Source organism: Lysinibacillus agricola, assembly GCF_016638705.1.
GTDB lineage: Bacteria > Bacillota > Bacilli > Bacillales_A > Planococcaceae > Lysinibacillus > Lysinibacillus agricola.
This window is the reverse complement of the sequence record NZ_CP067341.1, coordinates 2,429,222-2,446,947: the sequence shown is the minus strand read 5'-3', so window position 1 is coordinate 2,446,947 and position 17,726 is coordinate 2,429,222. Positions and strand designations below refer to the sequence as shown.

Genomic DNA, 17,726 nt, shown 5'->3' with positions numbered 1-17,726 from the left:
GCTTTTCACTTCTTAAATAATACAATCGTCTAACTGTGCTTCTCCCTGAACACTTATTCCAAATTGATCGTCATATGCTGTTTCTTTTGCAACATAAATATTAAATATCCCGAACTGTACAACAATCAACTGATTGTTTTGCTTCAATGCTTCAAAATCATGTTTGAACACATTTACACTGCACTGCTGTGCCTTTTTCAAAAATACTTGATAATCATCAATTGGATCGTAGCCCATGAGCTGGCTAATGAGATTCTTCCCCTCACCGTACGGCACGAGTACCCCCTGTGTTTTGGCATCAATCACTTCAAAATGCGAAAAAGCTGTTTTATAACTAGCCAAGGTTGCTAATGGATAGTGTCTACCAGGTCCCTTAATATATGTTTTATTCTTATCTGTATCTATTCGAAATAATAATTCATAAATTGATGTTTTAAGTTTTGGTAATGGATAATTCAACGTTGAATCAAACGCCTTATAAATATGATTAAAGTAATGCGTCATTGCTTCGGTTGACAATAAATAACCACCAAATAGTGCAGGATTATCCTGTAAATCCTTCATTATATAATGCGAACATTCTCCGCCCATTTTAATAGTTGGTAGCTTGCTGAGCGATTCCTCTGCATGGTTAAAAACATATACATCTTGTAATTCTACCTCCCCATTACGATTACAACGTCCTGCAGCCTGTGCAATAGAGTCTAATCCAGCTAACGAGCGGATAACACATTCGAAGCTAATATCCACTCCCGCTTCAATCAATTGCGTACTAATACAAACAAACTTTTCCTTTCTTTGAAGTTTCAGTCTCATCTCTTCTAGTTTTTTCTTTCGATGTGCAGGACACATGCCAGTACTTAAATGCATAACGTCAAAATCAGCATATTTAAGCTGTTCGTATAAGTCATGAACTGCTTTTTTTGTATTTAAAATAACTAACAAATTGTTGCGAGTGATTAACGATTCTTCAACAAAACCACTGATTTCCTCCGTGTTCCACCCCTTATTTTTTAACAGTGGCGTGATGGATGTACGCTTAAATGCTTGAATAATCGTTGGCAAGTCTTCCACAAGTTCCCGATTAATATCAATATTATTGCGTACAAGCTGGAGAGCAGGTTGTGTAGCTGTACATAGAATAGATGTGGTATTACATGTATTTTTCATGAAATTCAACGCTTCATTAAACAATGATACACAATGAATCGGTACGGATTGTACTTCGTCAAAAATAAGTATACTATTTGCTAAGTTATGTAACCTTCTCACATTACGCGACTTCCCACTATAAAACGTCTCTAAAAATTGCACCATCGTCGTAAAAATTATTGGTGCATCCCAATCATCCTTTGCGGTATTCAACCTTCTTGCCACTTGATACTCCTTAAAGGATAGATTTTCATTGTGTTCAGTATCCTCAATTACATTACTGTGATGCTCCAATACATAATCCTCTGCCTGTAAAACTTCACGCACCTCTTGTGCATTTTGCTCAATGATGGTTGTGTACGGTACAATGTAAATAATACGTTGCTTTTGATGAAGTTGTGCATGTCGCAGGGCAAAACGAAGACTTGCTAAAGTTTTTCCACCACCTGTAGGAATAGATAGTGTATATATACCTGTTGGTAGTGATGCTTTATCAAGGCAATCTATCGACATTTGTTTGCGTAAACGTGTAATTTCGTTAGGTAATGATTTTTTCTGCTTCTCGGTTAAATCTTTATTTAGGCGTCCTTCAAAAGTTTTCCATAGTGATTGAACATCGAAAGGTGTAATTTCCTCCTGTTCCTCGAATGCTCGTGAGTTGTGACGATCTGCATCAATCAAGGCACTGAAAATAAATATCGTGACAAAGCTTGTTTCTTTTTGTATTACACTAGCTGCTTCTTCTGTTGTTTTCGCATTTTTCAGTTTACTTTCAAAATACGTTTCCAATTCCTTTGCAGCTTTTATAACGTAACTGTTCAAATAGGATAAATCATACATATGCTGTAAAAAACGTTGCTTTACAAGTGAAAAATCAATATTCTTCTCAGATGTCAGCCGATTCACAAAAGGCGACTGTCCATCCATATCTATCATATCTAGTAACTGTCCATGATGTGAAAAAATAGCATTTGCCACACACTCCACTAAAAAAGGAGAAACTGGATTAACTCTTTGAAAATGCTCCATCAAAAATTTGCCACCAGCAGTCGAGTGATCAACACTCCCACGTTTTGGTGGATCAGAAGGATTTGCCACCGCATCGCGAATATATTCCTGAAACGCATCACTAAATTTGCCCATATCATGCAACATACCTGCAAGTCCTGTTACATGCTTAAGCCCTATTTTCTGTCCGATTTCTTCAGCAATATATTGCACCTCTTTTAAATGATCTACTAACAATTGCTCTGCTCCGTCACTAGTTCGAATATGCGCAATAAAGTCTTTTACCAACATTTATATTCACCTTCTTATTTTATTTATTTTTTACAATCGACTTCCTTATATGAGCAGAGACATCATACATATCACTGTAATACCCTTGATGCCAAATTTCAAACCACTCCTCTCATACGAGAACAGACGCTTTTCCACAACTTCACTTCTTACGAGTGACTCCAATTTCAATCCACTCTCCTCATACGAGAAGAGACCATCAGTTTTAGCATCGACATTCCACAACGGATTATTTCAATCCACTCTCCTCATACGAGAAGAGACGAAATGTTCTATCAATAACAACCACTAAACAAGTTATTTCAATCCACTCTCCTCATACGAGAAGAGACGTTAGGTATTATTTCACTAGATGCTTACAACCAGATTTCAATCCACTCTCCTCATACGAGAAGAGACTTGTATTACTTTGACTCTCATATTGTTCCATTTTATTTCAATCCACTCTCCTCATACGAGAAGAGACAGAATTTCCTCTAGAAGTTGTGGAGAACGGAATAATTTCAATCCACTCTCCTCATACGAGAAGAGACAGCAAAACTTAATAAATCCATAACAAATACATCATTTTTATATCATAATATCTAATGCGCATAGGTTTTAAGGAATAAAACGACAAAATTAACGCTATCATATTTAAATGAATTTCGGTGCGAATCTCTCTATAAAGTTATGTTCGCTTGCTATTCGCGCCTTACCTAATTATAACAAAACATTGTATAATAAACCTAAATTAAAACTATTATTTTACATTTAATCAGTATAATATATTCCCTTGATTTAATCCTATTTTCTAAGCCACAAAAAAAACCAGCAATGACAAGATTTTCTCGTCAATTGCTGGTTTATTTCGATTTTCATTATTTTTTTCGTTTCATAAATACGAAGCCGAGGATGACAGCTAGTAATGCGATAATTGCTACAATCCATACAGTGCTTGAGCTTGATGTTGCGTCGTCAGTTGCAGTCGCTGATTGTTGTTCTTCTCTTGGTGTAGCTTTCGCTGATTTTATTTCTTTTGTGTCGTCTGAAGTCGCTTGTGTACCTGAATGTATTTGAATGTATTGTAGTGTTGGTGTGTTGGACGCCTGTTCTTCTTGATGATCATCACCGTGATCATGATTACCGTGATGATGGCCACCATCTGTTGTTAAAATGGATTTTTCTAATGTTTGACCAACCCAGCTTTTTGCCTCCGTTGAATCTGCAAAAATTCGTGGATGACCTGAAAGCATGTATGTTTTGCCTCCAATGACTACACCCGTCTCGTCACCTGTTACTACATCTTCAATCGTACCAGTTGGACCTTCAGAGAAGCCGCCCATTTGAATCAATGTGTGACCACCCATATCAACGTCCAGATTTTCTGTTAAAAAGGAAATATACTCCTCTTTCGTTAGTGTAGCATCTGGCTTTTCAAGATTTAGTTTATGATGAAATAATGCTGTATTAATTTCTTTATAAGTAATGTCTCCCTCAAGTGAAGAAACATAATCTTCATTTTTTGCTGCTTGGGCTAGCTCATCGACAGTAGCACCTTCAAGGCCAAAGAAGCCTCCTACCCAGCCAGCAAAATCTTTACGTGATAAATTTTCTGTTGGATTTAAAGCCATATCTTTGCCATTATAGCCAAGCAATCCGATGCTATGAAGTACCATTATTTCCTGTATATTTGTTGCAGTTTCTGGAACATCAGAAAAAAGCGTACTTTTATCCATAGTATGAGCGTAGGCTACAGGGGCCATAAGCAAAGTGCTCATCAGTATTAATAGTAAATATTTTCTCAATATGATTCCACCTTCCAATACAATAGTATACAGTCTAAATGTGATGAAAGTGTGAAATTCCGATAGATTTAATTATAATTTAAATTTTCGAATGAGCTCGTTCAAATTCTCTGCCATGCCCGCTAAATTTTCGGAACTATTGTTGATCTCATCCATAGAGCTTGCTGCTTGTTCGACAGTTGCAGAGGTTTCTTGAATGCCTGCAGCGGATTGTTCTGATACAGCTGCAATTTCGTCCACTGATTTATGAATATTCACAGTATTTTGTACTACTTCTTCTAGCTTTGTCGACATGCTGTCAATGTTTGTTGACATCGAATAAACAGCCTTTGCAATTTGGCTGAATGTTTCATTTGTAGAAGCAATTTGTGTTGTACCTTTTTCAACCTCTCCATAGCCATTTTCTAGTGAAGATGTAACCATGTTCGAATCTTGTTGAATTCTTTGTACAATACTTGTTATATCGTCAACTGAGACGGCTACTTGTTCAGCGAGTTTACGAACCTCATCTGCAACTACCGCAAAACCTTTACCGTGCTCCCCTGCTCGAGCCGCTTCTATAGCAGCATTAAGCGCCAGTAAATTCGTTTGCGCAGCTATATCCTGTATTACAGACACGATTTTTGAGATTTCCTGTGTTTGTTTACTTAGTTCGTCTACCTTATAAACAGCATCCTTCACAATATGATGAATGGATGTCATTTGCTCAGTGGATGCATCCATTAAACCTTGTCCCTCTTTCGTTAAAGACATGACATTTTTGGAATACTGATGAACATCCTTACTGCTGTTATTGACATCTGTCATCTTTAAGGTGAATTCTGCCATTGTTGTAGCTACATCTGATGCATTACTTGCCTGCACCTCTGTGCCACTCGCGATTTCAGTGACTGTATCGACAATTTGTTCCGTACCAGTTTTCACCTCTGTCGCTGATTGCATGAGCTCTTCACTATGCGCAGCTACGTCATTGGATACTGTTTGAATTTGCTTTAATAAACGATTCAAAATATCCGACATCGCATTAGTCGCTTCCATAAGCTGTCCTACCTCATCTTTTGAATTCACAATAAGTGCAGGCTCACTTAAATCACCTTCAGTAATTCGTTGCATACGATTTGTCAAAGTGATGATTGGTCTTGAAATGACTCGAGCACTTAACAATGCAATTATGATTGCAACGATAACAATGACAATTCCAACGATAATGCCTGTAAGCTGCTTATTCTCTCCTGATTTAATAATGTCTGCGCCTAACACATTAATCGCTTGTTTACGATGCTCGGCTAACCCCTCATAGCCTTCACGTATTTCCGTAGCCTTTTCATTCATAGTAGCTAAATTTTTCGTCGCTAGTTCAATCTTGCCTTGATCATAAACAGTAAATACTTCCTGTTCAACATACCTGCTCCATTCCTTCGCCATTTCCGCAAACTTGCTGAAATCTGCTGACTCTGATATTGCTAAACGTATTTTCTCGTTCTCTTCAGCATGCTTTACATTCTCTTCAAATATTTCCTTATACTTTTTTTCACCAGAAAGTACATACCCTCTAGCTGCGGCAATTCTTAGCCCAATCGTTTGAGCTTGTTCATAATCTGTAATGAGTAATTGTAATTCTTCATCAACGATTTGTTCCGTTGCGCTGTTGCTTTGTGATACTGCATAGTAATTGTAACCAATGTATAAAACCACTACTGCTATTACAATACTGAAGGAAAAAACGATTCTTTTACTTATTGACTTGAAATTCATTTCAAATTCTCCTTATTTTCCGAATGCAATCTAATGTGCCTTGTTATCTACCAGAGGCTTTTGGCCAACAGGAAGTTAAATTTTGCACATCATTAGTAATCTACCATTTTTAAGCTGGACTTGGATGATTTGAGAATTTTTTCTATATTAAAAGAAATAACTAGTACATTTTTATGTAATTTTAAGCATCTTTCGAAATATCTAAACAAACAGATGAACTACCTTAAAACGTTAAAACAAGACTTTTGCTCTAAAAAAGGAACAGCCTCAATAGTCAGCTGTTCCCTTCTATAGAAATATCATTAATCCCAATAATTAAACATAACGTCTCCGATTGTTTTACTGTCAAAGTGTGAAATATATTTCCATTCAACCTCAGATAAACTATGAAGCTCCTTATCCTGTGTCAGCAATATGTTTAGTGTATCTGCGACAAGGCATTTGCGCATCGGAAAATATTTGTGTAAGTGAGGCTTCGTTAAAAATTGAAAGTTTAGTTCTTCATCAAATTTAGCAAACGCAATATAAGGCATTAGTCTATGATGAAGAATTGTGAATTGTTCATCCCCCATTTGAATCAACGCTTGCATATAAACAAAGTGTGGTTGGTCAATAAATTGCAAAGCTTTCGCTCGTTGTTCACTTGTAGCTAAATGATAAACCATCGACTGAAATCTACGCATATCCTGTTCGATTAAATGGTCTGCATCAAAACCTGAAATGCCCTTCGTTAATCGCAACGAATCACCCCTTTTATTATTACCTTCGAGTAAAGACAGGCAGATTCCTTCAATAAAGATCTATTTTCTTGTTATTTGATAGTCAATTTGTAAAAAAGCTAGACCGAAAATGCGCATTTTGTGTACAGCCGTTAGTGTTGCTTCATCCTTTGACGTAATCGTAAAATGTTCATGTAAAGGTAGTTTGAATAAAAAACGATTGATTGCTAAATAAATCCCCGCATCTCCATCGTGATTGCTCGTTAAATGTAAATCACCATTATCTTCATATAAATATAACACCCCAATCATTGTTGAAAAAGGCAGTGGGAGCGCAATATTCATATATGTTATTTGCTCTGTTGTATGCTTCGAATAGATTGCGACAAAGGTTGTTTGTTTGTCTATGTTACGAATCCATGCACGTGGAGCTAAACGCCCATCTTGCAGCTCATCTACTTTAACAATCCTGCCTGTCATCTCAATTTGCTTACTGGAAAAGGGTAAGTTTAGCTGTTGCATGAAACGACTTAAGCCTTGATAAATCAAAGCAAACGGTTTAAACCAGGGTTTCCACTTTACAGATGCCCTTAAACGATAATGATTTGTTTCTTCATAAAAATGTGGAATCGTGTGAGGCAGTTTTGTCGTATCAACAAAGTCACTAAGCGAATCGACTAAACCAGGATGTGGATCACTTTGTTCTCGCAATTTCCCACGAATTTGGCTGATTGGAAATTGAAATGGTTGATGTGTGGTTTCTGGAATAGCTACAGCCCAAGCCAGCACCCCTACACTACCGAAGAAAACACCATTCATGAATCCATGAAATTTTAGCATCTCTGGTATTCCTACATAGACATTGCCTATAAGATGACCAAATGCATACATAAATGACCATAATATCGTGACACATAGAGACCCATAGGAAATTCGTAAAAGTAAGCCTTGCCCACGAGGGAGTTTCGTTTTTAGAGCAAGGAAAAATAAGCTGTAAATAGCAGCGATATAAAGTACCACTGAAACAATTTCTAGTATCGTAGAAAACGTTATACCCAATGCAACAAGGAGCGGGCCTGTCAATAAAATAACAACGACCGCATTGTACCATCTACTATTATGTATTCGCCCAAAAAGACCTATCGAAATCGCTAATAAACAAGCTGAGTAATGAAAATGAATGGCTGTTAACCACGTTATCAATGATGAAAAACCTGTATCGATGTTTGCGATAAAAGCAAAAAACCATAGTCCTCCGATAAATATATAGATAAGTCCAACATCAATCGAGATTTCTGCCATGTTTGTAAAGCCTCGCTGTAAAAATCGCTTCACACCTTGTATAGCTATAAACACCGTATAAAGCACATAAATAAGCGCAAGACCGATTGCTACCGACCCTTCAGACCACCAGTGGAGCATCGTAATTGCAACCATCATCACGACAATAATAGCATCACCGGCTTTGTTAAAGGCAATAACCATTTTCACCATCGCAGGAACAAAAATAAGCTGTGCGACTGTCAGTAGCAACATATATTCAGGCTGAGGGCTAAACAAATAACAAACGACCGACAGCACAAGCCCTAATACTAGGACTGGACTACATAGATTGTTGCGTAAATTCACCAGCATACATCATCAACCTCCCTATCAATGGATTATGGATGGACACATGAATCGTAAACACATTTCTTTTGTTGTCAAATCCTTCCTCGACAACAACACGTCCTTCCAACATTTTTGGTATCGGACATTCTATTTGAGAAACTACAAATCGCTGAACACCAGAACGAATGACCAATCTCCCCTCACTTGTCACCGCGAAATGTAAATCTGAATAAAAAAGAGCCGGTGAGCCTAAATAATCCTTCACTATTTTTTGAACTGGATCAACCGTCATCCTCGCATCAAAGTATCTTGTCTTGTTAGAAAAATAGAAGGTACGCTCCCATAATACTTCTAGTTCTCCGCTTGGCAATACTCGACAAGTATTACAAATTGAAAATGGCACATCCTCACCTGATTCAGGAAACAGGAATCTAGTTTTTGTAGCCATAGCATAAAAGGGACGCAGCCACTTTGCACCAGACTCAATTTTATGCATCACACCCTTTGCATAAAAAGGTTGATCTACAGGTAATGCATAACGCTTTTGTAGCTTCGGATGAAGTCGTGTAAAATCCTCGCCTAATAAAGTTTGATAAATCGTCATGCTGTTTCTCCTCGCTTTCGTTTACAGCTTTTAGCACTTGGCATATCTTTACTAAGAACAAACCCAATAATGGACAATACCCATAAAGCTACATTAAGTGTTACTGGATTAAATGGAGCAGTAGCAATCGTTTTATCTGCTAGCACGGCACCCATTGTTAAAAGCGGAAACAGTAAAATTTGAGCTCCAAACAATAAGCGCTTCCCTCGAGGTAACAGCCAACAAAGTGCAAAGATCATCTCTGCAATACCAATCCAGCTTACTATTTGAGTAGCGTTGCTCTTAGATGCTCCAGCATCGCTAAGCTGACTAGTTCCCCCACCTAGTAATTCCTCAACCATCATCACCTCACTCGGATGCTGCACGATGATTTTCGGCACAAGCCCATGGTATAGCCAGACAAAACAAAAAAGCACACTAATTAGGATTGTTAAAAAGAAGCGACGATACTGAGAATAAGGATTTTCTCCCTTTTCAAGCCATCTTTTTAAGACATCGAAGCTAAGAGCTGTTGCCCAGCCCATTATTGGACGAAACACACCATCAAATAACTTCCCTAATTTTCCATAGCGAACATCATAGTCATACTGCGTTAAAAATGTAAGCCCCTTGTTATGAGGAATATACTGCCAGTATCCTTTCCCCTCTGCAATCGGTGATATTTTTTGAGGCGTGCCAAAATGTAACGAGGATGTTTTGGTGCCATCTTCCTTCTGATGCTCCCCTTTACTTTCACCCCAGCCACTTACCTTCAAACCTGGCATCACCTTCGTCTCATAGGTAAAGCGCTGTGGTTCTTCAGGTGAACTTTTATCGATATATGTAATTGAGCTAAAACGTAAATCCCACTGCTCATGCAGCTTTGGATTTTGGGTATAGGTCCAAGCCTCGTCAATGGGTGCTAGTATATCTACCTCCACATAAATAGGCTTTTTCTTCATCTATATTTCCTCCTTCAAGCAAGCTAGTCGGTTTTACCTTTCAAAATATAAAACTTCAATAACTTTCATTCTTTAATGGTATTATAGCAATAAATTAATTTATCACCATAAATTGGACTTTATCTATTAAATTGGAACAACCCCAAAAGTAGGGATAACATTTGTATGTGTTGATCTTCGTTCCGACTGGGCGACTCCTTGGGGATCACAACGTCACAGATGAGACCCTGGAAAGTAGAGGAACGAAGGCTAAGAGCATCATGTCCTGTGATAACGCCTTCGTGACCAACTTCGTGCTGTTGCTGTCGCTACGCTTTCGCACATACAAAACCCTCTGCTGCCGCTACGTTAGCACTACGCTTTCGCGCAAAAAACATCTTTTGGCCCAAGCGGCTCATCGGACGCCCCCAGGAGCTTTGCTCTGTGCGAAAGCGAAGCGTCAGCAGCAAAGCGCTCAGTCGGAACGGAAATCAACCCTACGTTATCGTGATTACCCACTAAATTCGAAGAAAATAAAAAAAGTTGAATCGAAATGATGGTTTGCCAAGTCTAATAGTCAGAAGGAGGCGATTTTCATTACTACAAAGCAAGAATCACTTGTAGAGTTAGCGCAAAACGGAGATGAGCAAGCATTTTATCAGCTTATTGAACAAGAGCAACATAAGTTATATCGAATGGCTTATGTTTATGTCCAAAATGAAAATGACGCCGTAGAAGTTTTTCAACAGACCATTATCCGTGCGTATGAGGGCCTACCTCAATTAAAGGATCCTCAATATTTTTCTACCTGGTTAACGCGCATTATTATCAATTGCTGTAAAACCTATCTTGCCAAGAAAAACTCTGTACAGCTTGTCGAACCACATTCATTAGAGGATCTCAATAGTACATCACCTACATATATCGAAGAAGAACTAGATTTATGGCATGCACTCTGCAAGCTAGAGGAAAAATATAAAACGGTTTTACTATTACGTTTTTATCAAGACAACTCTGTAAAGGATATTGCTGTGATTTTGCAATGTCCTGAGGGCACAGTGAAAACTCATATTCGCCGAGGCTTACAAGCTTTACGACAACAATTAAAGGGGGCATATATAGATGAATGGGTTCAATCCGTTGAAAGAAGTCATTAATGGGATTCCAATTCCCGAGGGACGTTTAACAGAAGTGTTACGCGTTGAAGGGATGTCAAAAATCTTTCAACAAAAGCATCATACGGTCAATGCATTGAAAAATATCCATTGTACGATTTATCAAGGTGAAATGGTGGCCATTATGGGGACGAGCGGTTCTGGTAAAAGTACACTGCTAAATATGATTAGTGCCATCGATGAACCAACTGAAGGAGCGTTATTCTTATTTGGAAAGGAAGCGCATGATATTTATCAAGAGCCAAAAGCATCGAAATTCCGTAAAGAGAATATCGGCTTTATCTTTCAATCATTCCATTTGTTGAAGGATTTATCAGTTGAAGATAATATTGCGCTCCCCCTTATCCTCAATGATGTACCAAGTAAAGAGATCAAAGTACGTGTACAGCAAATGATGGAAAAACTAAATATTGCTGCCTGGGCAAAGCATCGACCAAATGAGCTTTCTGGTGGTCAAAAGCAACGAGTAGCTATAGCACGCGCCATTATTGCAAACCCGCCAATTTTACTGGCCGATGAGCCGACTGGTGCATTGGATGTGAATACGACAGATGAAATTTTAGAGCTGTTAGTAAACTTGCAAAACAATATGAGTCAAACCATTTTACTCGTGACACATGACCCTTATGTGGCTACTTATGCAAACCGTGTATTATTCTTCCATGATGGTGCCATTGTGGATTCCTATCAAAATACGCAAACAGCTGAGGATTTAGATTGCATTTTATCAAAGTTCAAGCTGGTTACTAGAGGTGATGTGTAATGTTTACGATGCGTACCATTGCTCTGAAGCTATTTCGTGCAGCGTGGGCCAATGTATTAACGAGTATAAGTATTATTACCATTTCTATTTGCCTTGTCATGACAATGAGTGTTTACATATGGAATGCTAATAGTCAAATGAAGGAAGAAATACAAGCATTATATGGAGAAATGGATATAATGGTCGGCTATAATCCCGAGCAAAATATGCTATTAACTTCTCAGCAAATCGAAAATTTTGAGACAATGCCAGGTGTGACAAAAGTTTCTAGTGTGTCACTAGCTCATACAATTGTTGAAAATGAAAAAAGCACATCATTTTATACAGTTGGTGTTGAAAGCGATGACTTAGTGAAAAGCCGCTATCATTTTAATGTCAATCTTGGTCCGAATGATGTTGTTATTACTGAAAATGTGGCGCGTCTCTTCCACAAAGAGGTTGGCGATACTCTAAACGTTACTTTTAATAAAACGGTTGGAGACTCAGTTGAAGCAGATACAGGCAACTTTACGATACAAGAAATACTTCCACCTCTAAAAGGCACAGATAGCCCTAATATAATCCTAATACAAAATGATGTGTTGAAAATGTGGATGGAAAATAGTAATGCACAAACAGCCGGTATGTTTGCACTCATAAAAACGGAAGATAATGTGGCAACCGCAGTTGGTACGGATTTGAAACAGCTCGATGGAACATTACGTGTCGATGTCATGAGTGACTATGATGACTTCAAGAGAAATTTACAAGCATTAATGATTTTTATGATTGTTCTGTCATTCTTTATCTTACTTATTTCAAGCGTCTTACTACTGTCAACGTTCCAACTATTATTCCACAAAATTAAAGAACAGCTTATGGTATTACGTGCACTTGGCGCCTCCACAAAGCAAGTAGGACGCATTGTACAATTGCAATTATCTTTAATCATCGGCTTCGGTGTATTGCTGGGGACATCGATCAGTTTATTAGTAATAAAAAGTTGGCTACCACAGCTCATTAGCATCATGAAAATGCCAGATGCAAAAACTAATTTACCGATGATCTTTGTGTTAGGGATTGCTATTGTAAGCTTTTTATTGCTCCAGCTAATCACAAAGTGGCAAGTCCATAAAAGCTCTAGTCTATTACCTTTACAAATCGCAACAGAGAATGAAAATTTAAGTTTACGATGGGCAAAATGGAAAACGATTATTGTGAGCGGCGCTGCAGTCATATCCCTATTCTTGTTTTTGAATGCTTATAAAGTCGGAAAGAATAGTGGGCAAGGTGCACTCATGATTTTAATTGGCACATTACTTGTCAGTGGAATTTTCCTTTATATAATGCCATATCTCTTTACAGCACTATTCAAAATTTCATTGAAGCCTATTCGTACTGTGTTCGGCAAAGAAGCATACTTAGCGTGTCATCAGCTTATGCCACAGGTACGAAGAAATACACCGATTATACTTAGCATTATCGGGTTAATGGTCATTTTAATTTTCGGCAGCTCTTTATTTAAATCGGTTCAGCAAAACTCATATGAGTATATTAACTCTCAATATGAAACGTCGATTAAAATTGAAAATGAATTAAATGACCCAACTATTACACCTGCTCTAACAAAAGAAATTGAGGCATTGCCGAGCGTGTCCTATGCCTATGCACAAAGTAACTTTGCTTATATCTCATTACTGATTGATGATAAATGGACATCAAATGACATTATTGCGATAGATGTTCCTAAATATGTTCAATTAGATAAGCTAGATGCTATTGAAGGTGATTTTAAAAATGGGCTTATTGTTAAAGAAAGTTTTGCAAAAGAACATAAATTAACTGTTGGGGATCACTTAAAAGCAGGTACCTATGATAATGCATTACATCAAGAAGTTCCTATCGGCGAATTTCAAATTATTGATATTGTAGATTCTCCAATTAATGATTCCGATTTAATGGTTGATTGGTCCTCTTTCCTTTCAAACCTTGAAACAACAAGTATTAGTAGAACAAATATAACAGACATTATCGTGGAAACAGATGATACAGATCAGGCATTAACTGACCTCTCTTACTTACAAGAGCGTTGGCCAGCTTTAAAAATTACTGATAAAGAGACATTTATCAGGCAAAACGATGAAATGACCTTCCAGCGCTGGAGCCTTTTTGTTGGCGTCTTTGTTATTTTAATTTCTGCTACTTGTCTTGGCGTATTGCAAACATTGCTTCACTCCATTTACTCAAGACGTGCCGATTATGCGATCCAGCGGCTTATTGGTCTTTCACCTCGAGGATTAATTAAGCTGATTTTGACGCAAGTGTTATCCTTTGTCCTTTATGGACTGGCTGTTGGGACATTTCTTGGACTTCTAGTTACAAAATTAATGTTCACAATTGATGGAGGATCTTATGACTTCGTTACATTAGGTGTTACGAGTATCGTCTTTTTAGGCGCGACACTTATTGTCTTTACGCTACAAGGTTACTGGATTAGTCGTAAAAAATTGGCAAATGAAATGATTGATATTTAAACGAAAGCAGACCCTTTTTTGTAGCAGAGGGTCTGTTTTTCATTTATCACTCAATTGTTTCAGTTTATCGCCCTATTTTTTTGATTTATCACCCAACTATTTCAGTTTATCGGACACTTTTTCAAATTTATCGACATCTTACGCACCTACAAACAACACTGCTTGTCCGATCGCAATAAAAAAGGCTTCATGCTGTATCGGGCTGTTGTCTTCAATTTGTAGCGTAATCTCAAAATGTGTCTCACAAAAGACAGCCTGCCAGCGAGCAATCGGTTGATCGTCAAGAGAAAATACGGACCAGTCCTCCATTTCCTTGTTCAAATTTATTTTTTGGACGCCATCTGTGATGATTAGATCAGGAATCATAATTTGCCAGCCATCATAGGCAATCATATACTCTTTGCCTGTAACGAAATCCTTCCCTCGAAAATGCACTCGCCCACGACGCGACATCTTCTTACATGTAAAAAGAGCCTGACCAGCAATATCGCTAACATCAAAACGTACAAAATAACGATAGTCCATCGTGCGGTCAAACGCCTTTTTCAATCCATTCGAATACACACGTTGAACAGTAGACGATACTTCGCCCGCTTCATTTAAAATTGCGACTGACTCCGTTGACTCAATGGCCGCTGGTTGTTTATATGTATAAATCTTCAATCCGTTCGCTCCTTCATTCAGTTGCTTCCTATAAACTAACACAAAATAAGCGCCAAATACAAAGGTAGTATTTGACGCTTTGAATGTTTATTTAGTTTGCTTAGGTACTTCGACTGTGAATGGTTGGAACTTCACTTCTTTTAGTGACGACTTATCAAATGGTATTTCTGTTTCTGTACCATCTTTATCCATTTGTACGCCACCTCCGCCTGAAGGAAGCGATAAATAAGGGGAGATCGTTAATTTTTGAACAACGTCTGAAATCGGGTCAAAGGACTTGGTGCTACTAAATTTCCATACACCATTATCGAAATGACCTTCTGTCCCACCTGAATGCGATGTTATTTCCTTGCCATGCTCATCTGTAATACGGAATTCTATAAACGATGCACCTACTTGTGGATTATCAATTGTCCCCTTTTCAGTAGCTTTATAGTCAAGTGCTATACCTGATGGGCTAAATGAAATTTTGGACACATCGAGTTGAATGCCTTCTGCTTGTTGCTGATGACTAACTGGAACATAAATAGTATTCGTAATCTTTTTAACAGGAACTATAAATTCCCACTTTTCCCCTTCTTTCCCTTCTAACGTTAAGCCCATTTCAAAGGAATCCGGCATGTCCTCCTTCACTTCAAATCTTGCGATGCCTGTACGGACCGTTGAATTTAAATCTTTTTCACCATAGCCACCAGAACTCACTTTAGGGTTTTTACCATTAATAGTAAAGTTCGGTCCTGCCCCGAAGTAATTCTCACTTAATTCCTTTTCAGAATCAATCGTAAGTCCTACCGTAATATTAGATTCGTCATAAAGGATTTCATCTACGGTTACAGAAATACCGTTAATTGTATGCTTTTCTCCAACAGTGCTTGTTAACCCTTGTTCACTAGCTTGTTTTAGGCCAGGTAAGCCTGAGTTACTGAATACTGACCCGACAATTGGTAGCTGTGATAATGTACTTGCGAAAGTTGGTGATACATATGCGACAGAACCGATCATAATACTAAATGCGGCCGCCGCACTTGCTACATATAATAATGGTTTACGTTTACTTTTTCTTTTCATTTGCACAGGTGTTTGAGTCATATTTGTTTGCTCCTCTGCTTGTTGGATTCCTTTGGTAATTGCTGCTCGTACCTCATCTCTAGGGAATTCTGGAAGGGGTCCGTTTTCATTAAATGGCTTTTTCATTGAACGTTGCACTCCTTTCTAATTCTCGCTTCAACTGTTTTTTTCCACGATGCAAATACGTCTTAATAGTGCTCACAGGCTTTTCCATTACTTCAGAAATCTCTTTAATCGGTAAATCGTGATAATAAAATAAAATGATGGCCATTTGTTGAGAATGATTCAATTGATGTATGGCATCCGATAAATCGATTGGATTCGCCATAACATTTTCTTGCTCCTGTAACCGATTTAATAATTCACTTTCTTCATAAGGAATAATTTTTTGCCCTTTTTTTAGCAATCGGTAGCATTCATGTATTAAAATGCGAAACAGCCATGTGGAAAAAAATTCTGGATGCTTTAACTGATGAACGGTTAGATAGGCTTTACATGCTGCTTCTTGGATAGCATCCAATGCATCCTCTTTTTGGCCAACATAAGAAAACGCGGCATAGAATAGTTTTTCTTCCTCTAGAATGAGTAGCTGCTCAAACGCTTCCTTATTCCCTGCAATAGCCTGTTTGACGATAGATAAATCATGTTCCATGCTGTTTCCCCCTTTCAATACTTAGAGTAAATAACTCTATCAAAAGGTTTCACTTTGTTAAAATTCTTTTTTCAATTGTTGGGTGAACCCCACTTCGGCAGTCCTATCCGTCGTTCAGTCGATACTTTCCGTCGCTCTGACGGTTCTCTCCGTCACTCTGTTTCGATGTATGTATACCGTAACTAATATTATAGAACCAAAAAAGTAGACTACTTCAACTTAAAGTAGCCTACTAAACTTTTCTTTATTTATCCAATTTAAAAGTAATGTCGCCAACCCCAAGTTCTGAATTAACCTCTAATACTACATCAGCTTTATCATATGCTTCGTTAACATAAACCCCTTTACCTTTAGAAATTAAACCTTCTATATTTGAAGTGCCGATGCCTTCTTCTGTCGTAAGTTTTACACCAACCTTTGATGGTAAAATGACAGTAGTTTGCCCAACACCTGTTTCAATATTCGTTTCGAAGCTTTTTTTCCAATCACCACCTAAGTTCACACTTAGATCACCAATACCCGTTTCAATATCTAATTTTTCCAACTGAAGCCCTTGTAAATCAATTTCTGCATCCGAGGCACCTGTTTCGATTGACAGGTCCATTGGAATATCTTCATTCAGTTCGATATCCCATGTATTTTTTATTTTTCCAAGACGCACGTTAGTAGAACCTTTATGGTCAATCACTACTTTTCCTGTCTTGCCGCGTAAGTCATATTTAACTTTTGGTGCCAGTTTATCAATATTATATTGAGCAGTCCCCTCAACCCAATCCTTGGCACCCTTTTCAACTGTAATTTCTCCAACCCCAAATTGTAATTCAACATCTAACCTCTCTGCTTTATCCTTTTCCACTAGAATTGTTTCATCTTTGGTTTTACCTGGCATGACTGAGTTACACCCAGATATAACAAATAAGGAAGCACCCATAACTAAACCAAGTCCAATAATTTTTTTCAATGTAATTTCCTCCCGCTATATAATCTTCCAATAAATTCATTATATAGGAATATTCATTATTAAAAACGACCCTCCGCTTTAAAT

At 37.8% G+C, this 17,726-nt stretch carries 14 protein-coding genes and 1 CRISPR repeat array; of the genes, 3 read left to right on the top strand and 11 right to left on the bottom strand.

Annotated features, from left to right (window positions below):
* Positions 1-12 precede the first annotated feature (12 nt).
* The 7 genes from FJQ98_RS11670 to FJQ98_RS11640 form a co-directional block, all read right to left on the bottom strand.
* Positions 13-2,451, bottom strand: coding sequence for a CRISPR-associated helicase/endonuclease Cas3 (locus FJQ98_RS11670; protein WP_053596974.1), 2,439 nt, complete (start codon positions 2,449-2,451; stop codon positions 13-15).
* Between the two features lie 95 nt (positions 2,452-2,546).
* Positions 2,547-2,984: direct repeats of the CRISPR family, unit length 33 nt; unit sequence ATTTCAATCCACTCTCCTCATACGAGAAGAGAC.
* A gap of 327 nt (positions 2,985-3,311) precedes the next feature.
* Positions 3,312-4,238, bottom strand: a complete 927-nt coding sequence (locus FJQ98_RS11665) for an LPXTG cell wall anchor domain-containing protein (protein ID WP_053596973.1) — start codon at positions 4,236-4,238, stop codon at positions 3,312-3,314.
* A gap of 72 nt (positions 4,239-4,310) precedes the next feature.
* The gene (locus tag FJQ98_RS11660) at positions 4,311-5,993 is read right to left on the bottom strand and encodes a methyl-accepting chemotaxis protein (RefSeq protein ID WP_053596972.1); all 1,683 of its coding nucleotides are present in this window, start codon (positions 5,991-5,993) and stop codon (positions 4,311-4,313) included.
* Between the two features lie 302 nt (positions 5,994-6,295).
* Positions 6,296-6,733 carry a hypothetical protein gene (locus FJQ98_RS11655; protein ID WP_053596971.1) on the bottom strand — a complete coding sequence of 146 codons (438 nt, stop codon included), beginning with the start codon at positions 6,731-6,733 and terminating at the stop codon, positions 6,296-6,298.
* Positions 6,734-6,793: 60 nt separating this feature from the next.
* Positions 6,794-8,347, bottom strand: coding sequence for a YndJ family protein (locus tag FJQ98_RS11650; RefSeq protein ID WP_053596970.1), 1,554 nt, complete (start codon positions 8,345-8,347; stop codon positions 6,794-6,796).
* Positions 8,316-8,927, bottom strand: a complete 612-nt coding sequence (locus tag FJQ98_RS11645) for a DUF4166 domain-containing protein (protein WP_053596969.1) — start codon at positions 8,925-8,927, stop codon at positions 8,316-8,318. Before FJQ98_RS11645 ends, FJQ98_RS11650 begins: the two co-directional genes overlap by 32 nt.
* The gene (locus FJQ98_RS11640; RefSeq protein WP_053596968.1) at positions 8,924-9,868 is read right to left on the bottom strand and encodes a DoxX-like family protein; all 945 of its coding nucleotides are present in this window, start codon (positions 9,866-9,868) and stop codon (positions 8,924-8,926) included. Before FJQ98_RS11640 ends, FJQ98_RS11645 begins: the two co-directional genes overlap by 4 nt.
* 674 nt (positions 9,869-10,542) lie before the next feature.
* Between FJQ98_RS11640 and FJQ98_RS11635 the strand changes: the two genes are divergently transcribed.
* From FJQ98_RS11635 to FJQ98_RS11625, 3 genes are read left to right on the top strand one after another with little or no spacing between them, the layout of a single operon-like run.
* Positions 10,543-11,004, top strand: coding sequence for a sigma-70 family RNA polymerase sigma factor (locus FJQ98_RS11635; RefSeq protein WP_343069274.1), 462 nt, complete (start codon positions 10,543-10,545; stop codon positions 11,002-11,004).
* A 52-nt stretch (positions 11,005-11,056) separates the two neighbouring features.
* Entirely contained in the window at positions 11,057-11,785 is a 729-nt protein-coding gene (locus tag FJQ98_RS11630) for an ABC transporter ATP-binding protein (RefSeq protein WP_053597032.1), read from the top strand.
* Positions 11,785-14,298: an ABC transporter permease gene (locus FJQ98_RS11625; RefSeq protein ID WP_053596966.1), complete on the top strand. Its 2,514-nt coding sequence runs from the start codon at positions 11,785-11,787 to the stop codon at positions 14,296-14,298. Before FJQ98_RS11630 ends, FJQ98_RS11625 begins: the two co-directional genes overlap by 1 nt.
* Positions 14,299-14,436: 138 nt before the next feature.
* On the opposite strand, the gene FJQ98_RS11620 is transcribed toward FJQ98_RS11625, so the two are convergent.
* The 4 genes from FJQ98_RS11620 to FJQ98_RS11605 form a co-directional block, all read right to left on the bottom strand.
* Positions 14,437-14,961 carry a tubby C-terminal domain-like protein gene (locus FJQ98_RS11620; protein ID WP_053596965.1) on the bottom strand — a complete coding sequence of 175 codons (525 nt, stop codon included), beginning with the start codon at positions 14,959-14,961 and terminating at the stop codon, positions 14,437-14,439.
* Between the two features lie 87 nt (positions 14,962-15,048).
* Positions 15,049-16,155 carry a DUF4179 domain-containing protein gene (locus tag FJQ98_RS11615; protein ID WP_053596964.1) on the bottom strand — a complete coding sequence of 369 codons (1,107 nt, stop codon included), beginning with the start codon at positions 16,153-16,155 and terminating at the stop codon, positions 15,049-15,051.
* Positions 16,139-16,681, bottom strand: a complete 543-nt coding sequence (locus FJQ98_RS11610; protein WP_053596963.1) for a sigma-70 family RNA polymerase sigma factor — start codon at positions 16,679-16,681, stop codon at positions 16,139-16,141. The genes FJQ98_RS11615 and FJQ98_RS11610 overlap by 17 nt, the downstream gene beginning before the upstream one ends.
* Positions 16,682-16,925: 244 nt before the next feature.
* Positions 16,926-17,642 carry a toast rack family protein gene (locus FJQ98_RS11605; RefSeq protein WP_053596962.1) on the bottom strand — a complete coding sequence of 239 codons (717 nt, stop codon included), beginning with the start codon at positions 17,640-17,642 and terminating at the stop codon, positions 16,926-16,928.
* Between the last annotated feature and the right edge of the window lie 84 nt (positions 17,643-17,726).

What these genes read in the sequence shown, in the direction of transcription:
- FJQ98_RS11670 (WP_053596974.1), bottom strand. Translation starts at nt 2,451, where the DNA reads ATGTTGGTAAAAGACTTTATTGCGCATATTCGAACTAGTGACGGAGCA.
- FJQ98_RS11660 (WP_053596972.1), bottom strand. Translation starts at nt 5,993, where the DNA reads ATGAATTTCAAGTCAATAAGTAAAAGAATCGTTTTTTCCTTCAGTATT.
- FJQ98_RS11650 (WP_053596970.1), bottom strand. Translation starts at nt 8,347, where the DNA reads ATGCTGGTGAATTTACGCAACAATCTATGTAGTCCAGTCCTAGTATTA.
- FJQ98_RS11645 (WP_053596969.1), bottom strand. Translation starts at nt 8,927, where the DNA reads ATGACGATTTATCAAACTTTATTAGGCGAGGATTTTACACGACTTCAT.
- FJQ98_RS11640 (WP_053596968.1), bottom strand. Translation starts at nt 9,868, where the DNA reads ATGAAGAAAAAGCCTATTTATGTGGAGGTAGATATACTAGCACCCATT.
- FJQ98_RS11635 (WP_343069274.1), top strand. Translation starts at nt 10,543, where the DNA reads ATGGCTTATGTTTATGTCCAAAATGAAAATGACGCCGTAGAAGTTTTT.
- FJQ98_RS11630 (WP_053597032.1), top strand. Translation starts at nt 11,057, where the DNA reads ATGTCAAAAATCTTTCAACAAAAGCATCATACGGTCAATGCATTGAAA.
- FJQ98_RS11625 (WP_053596966.1), top strand. Translation starts at nt 11,785, where the DNA reads ATGTTTACGATGCGTACCATTGCTCTGAAGCTATTTCGTGCAGCGTGG.
- FJQ98_RS11615 (WP_053596964.1), bottom strand. Translation starts at nt 16,155, where the DNA reads ATGAAAAAGCCATTTAATGAAAACGGACCCCTTCCAGAATTCCCTAGA.
- FJQ98_RS11610 (WP_053596963.1), bottom strand. Translation starts at nt 16,681, where the DNA reads ATGGAACATGATTTATCTATCGTCAAACAGGCTATTGCAGGGAATAAG.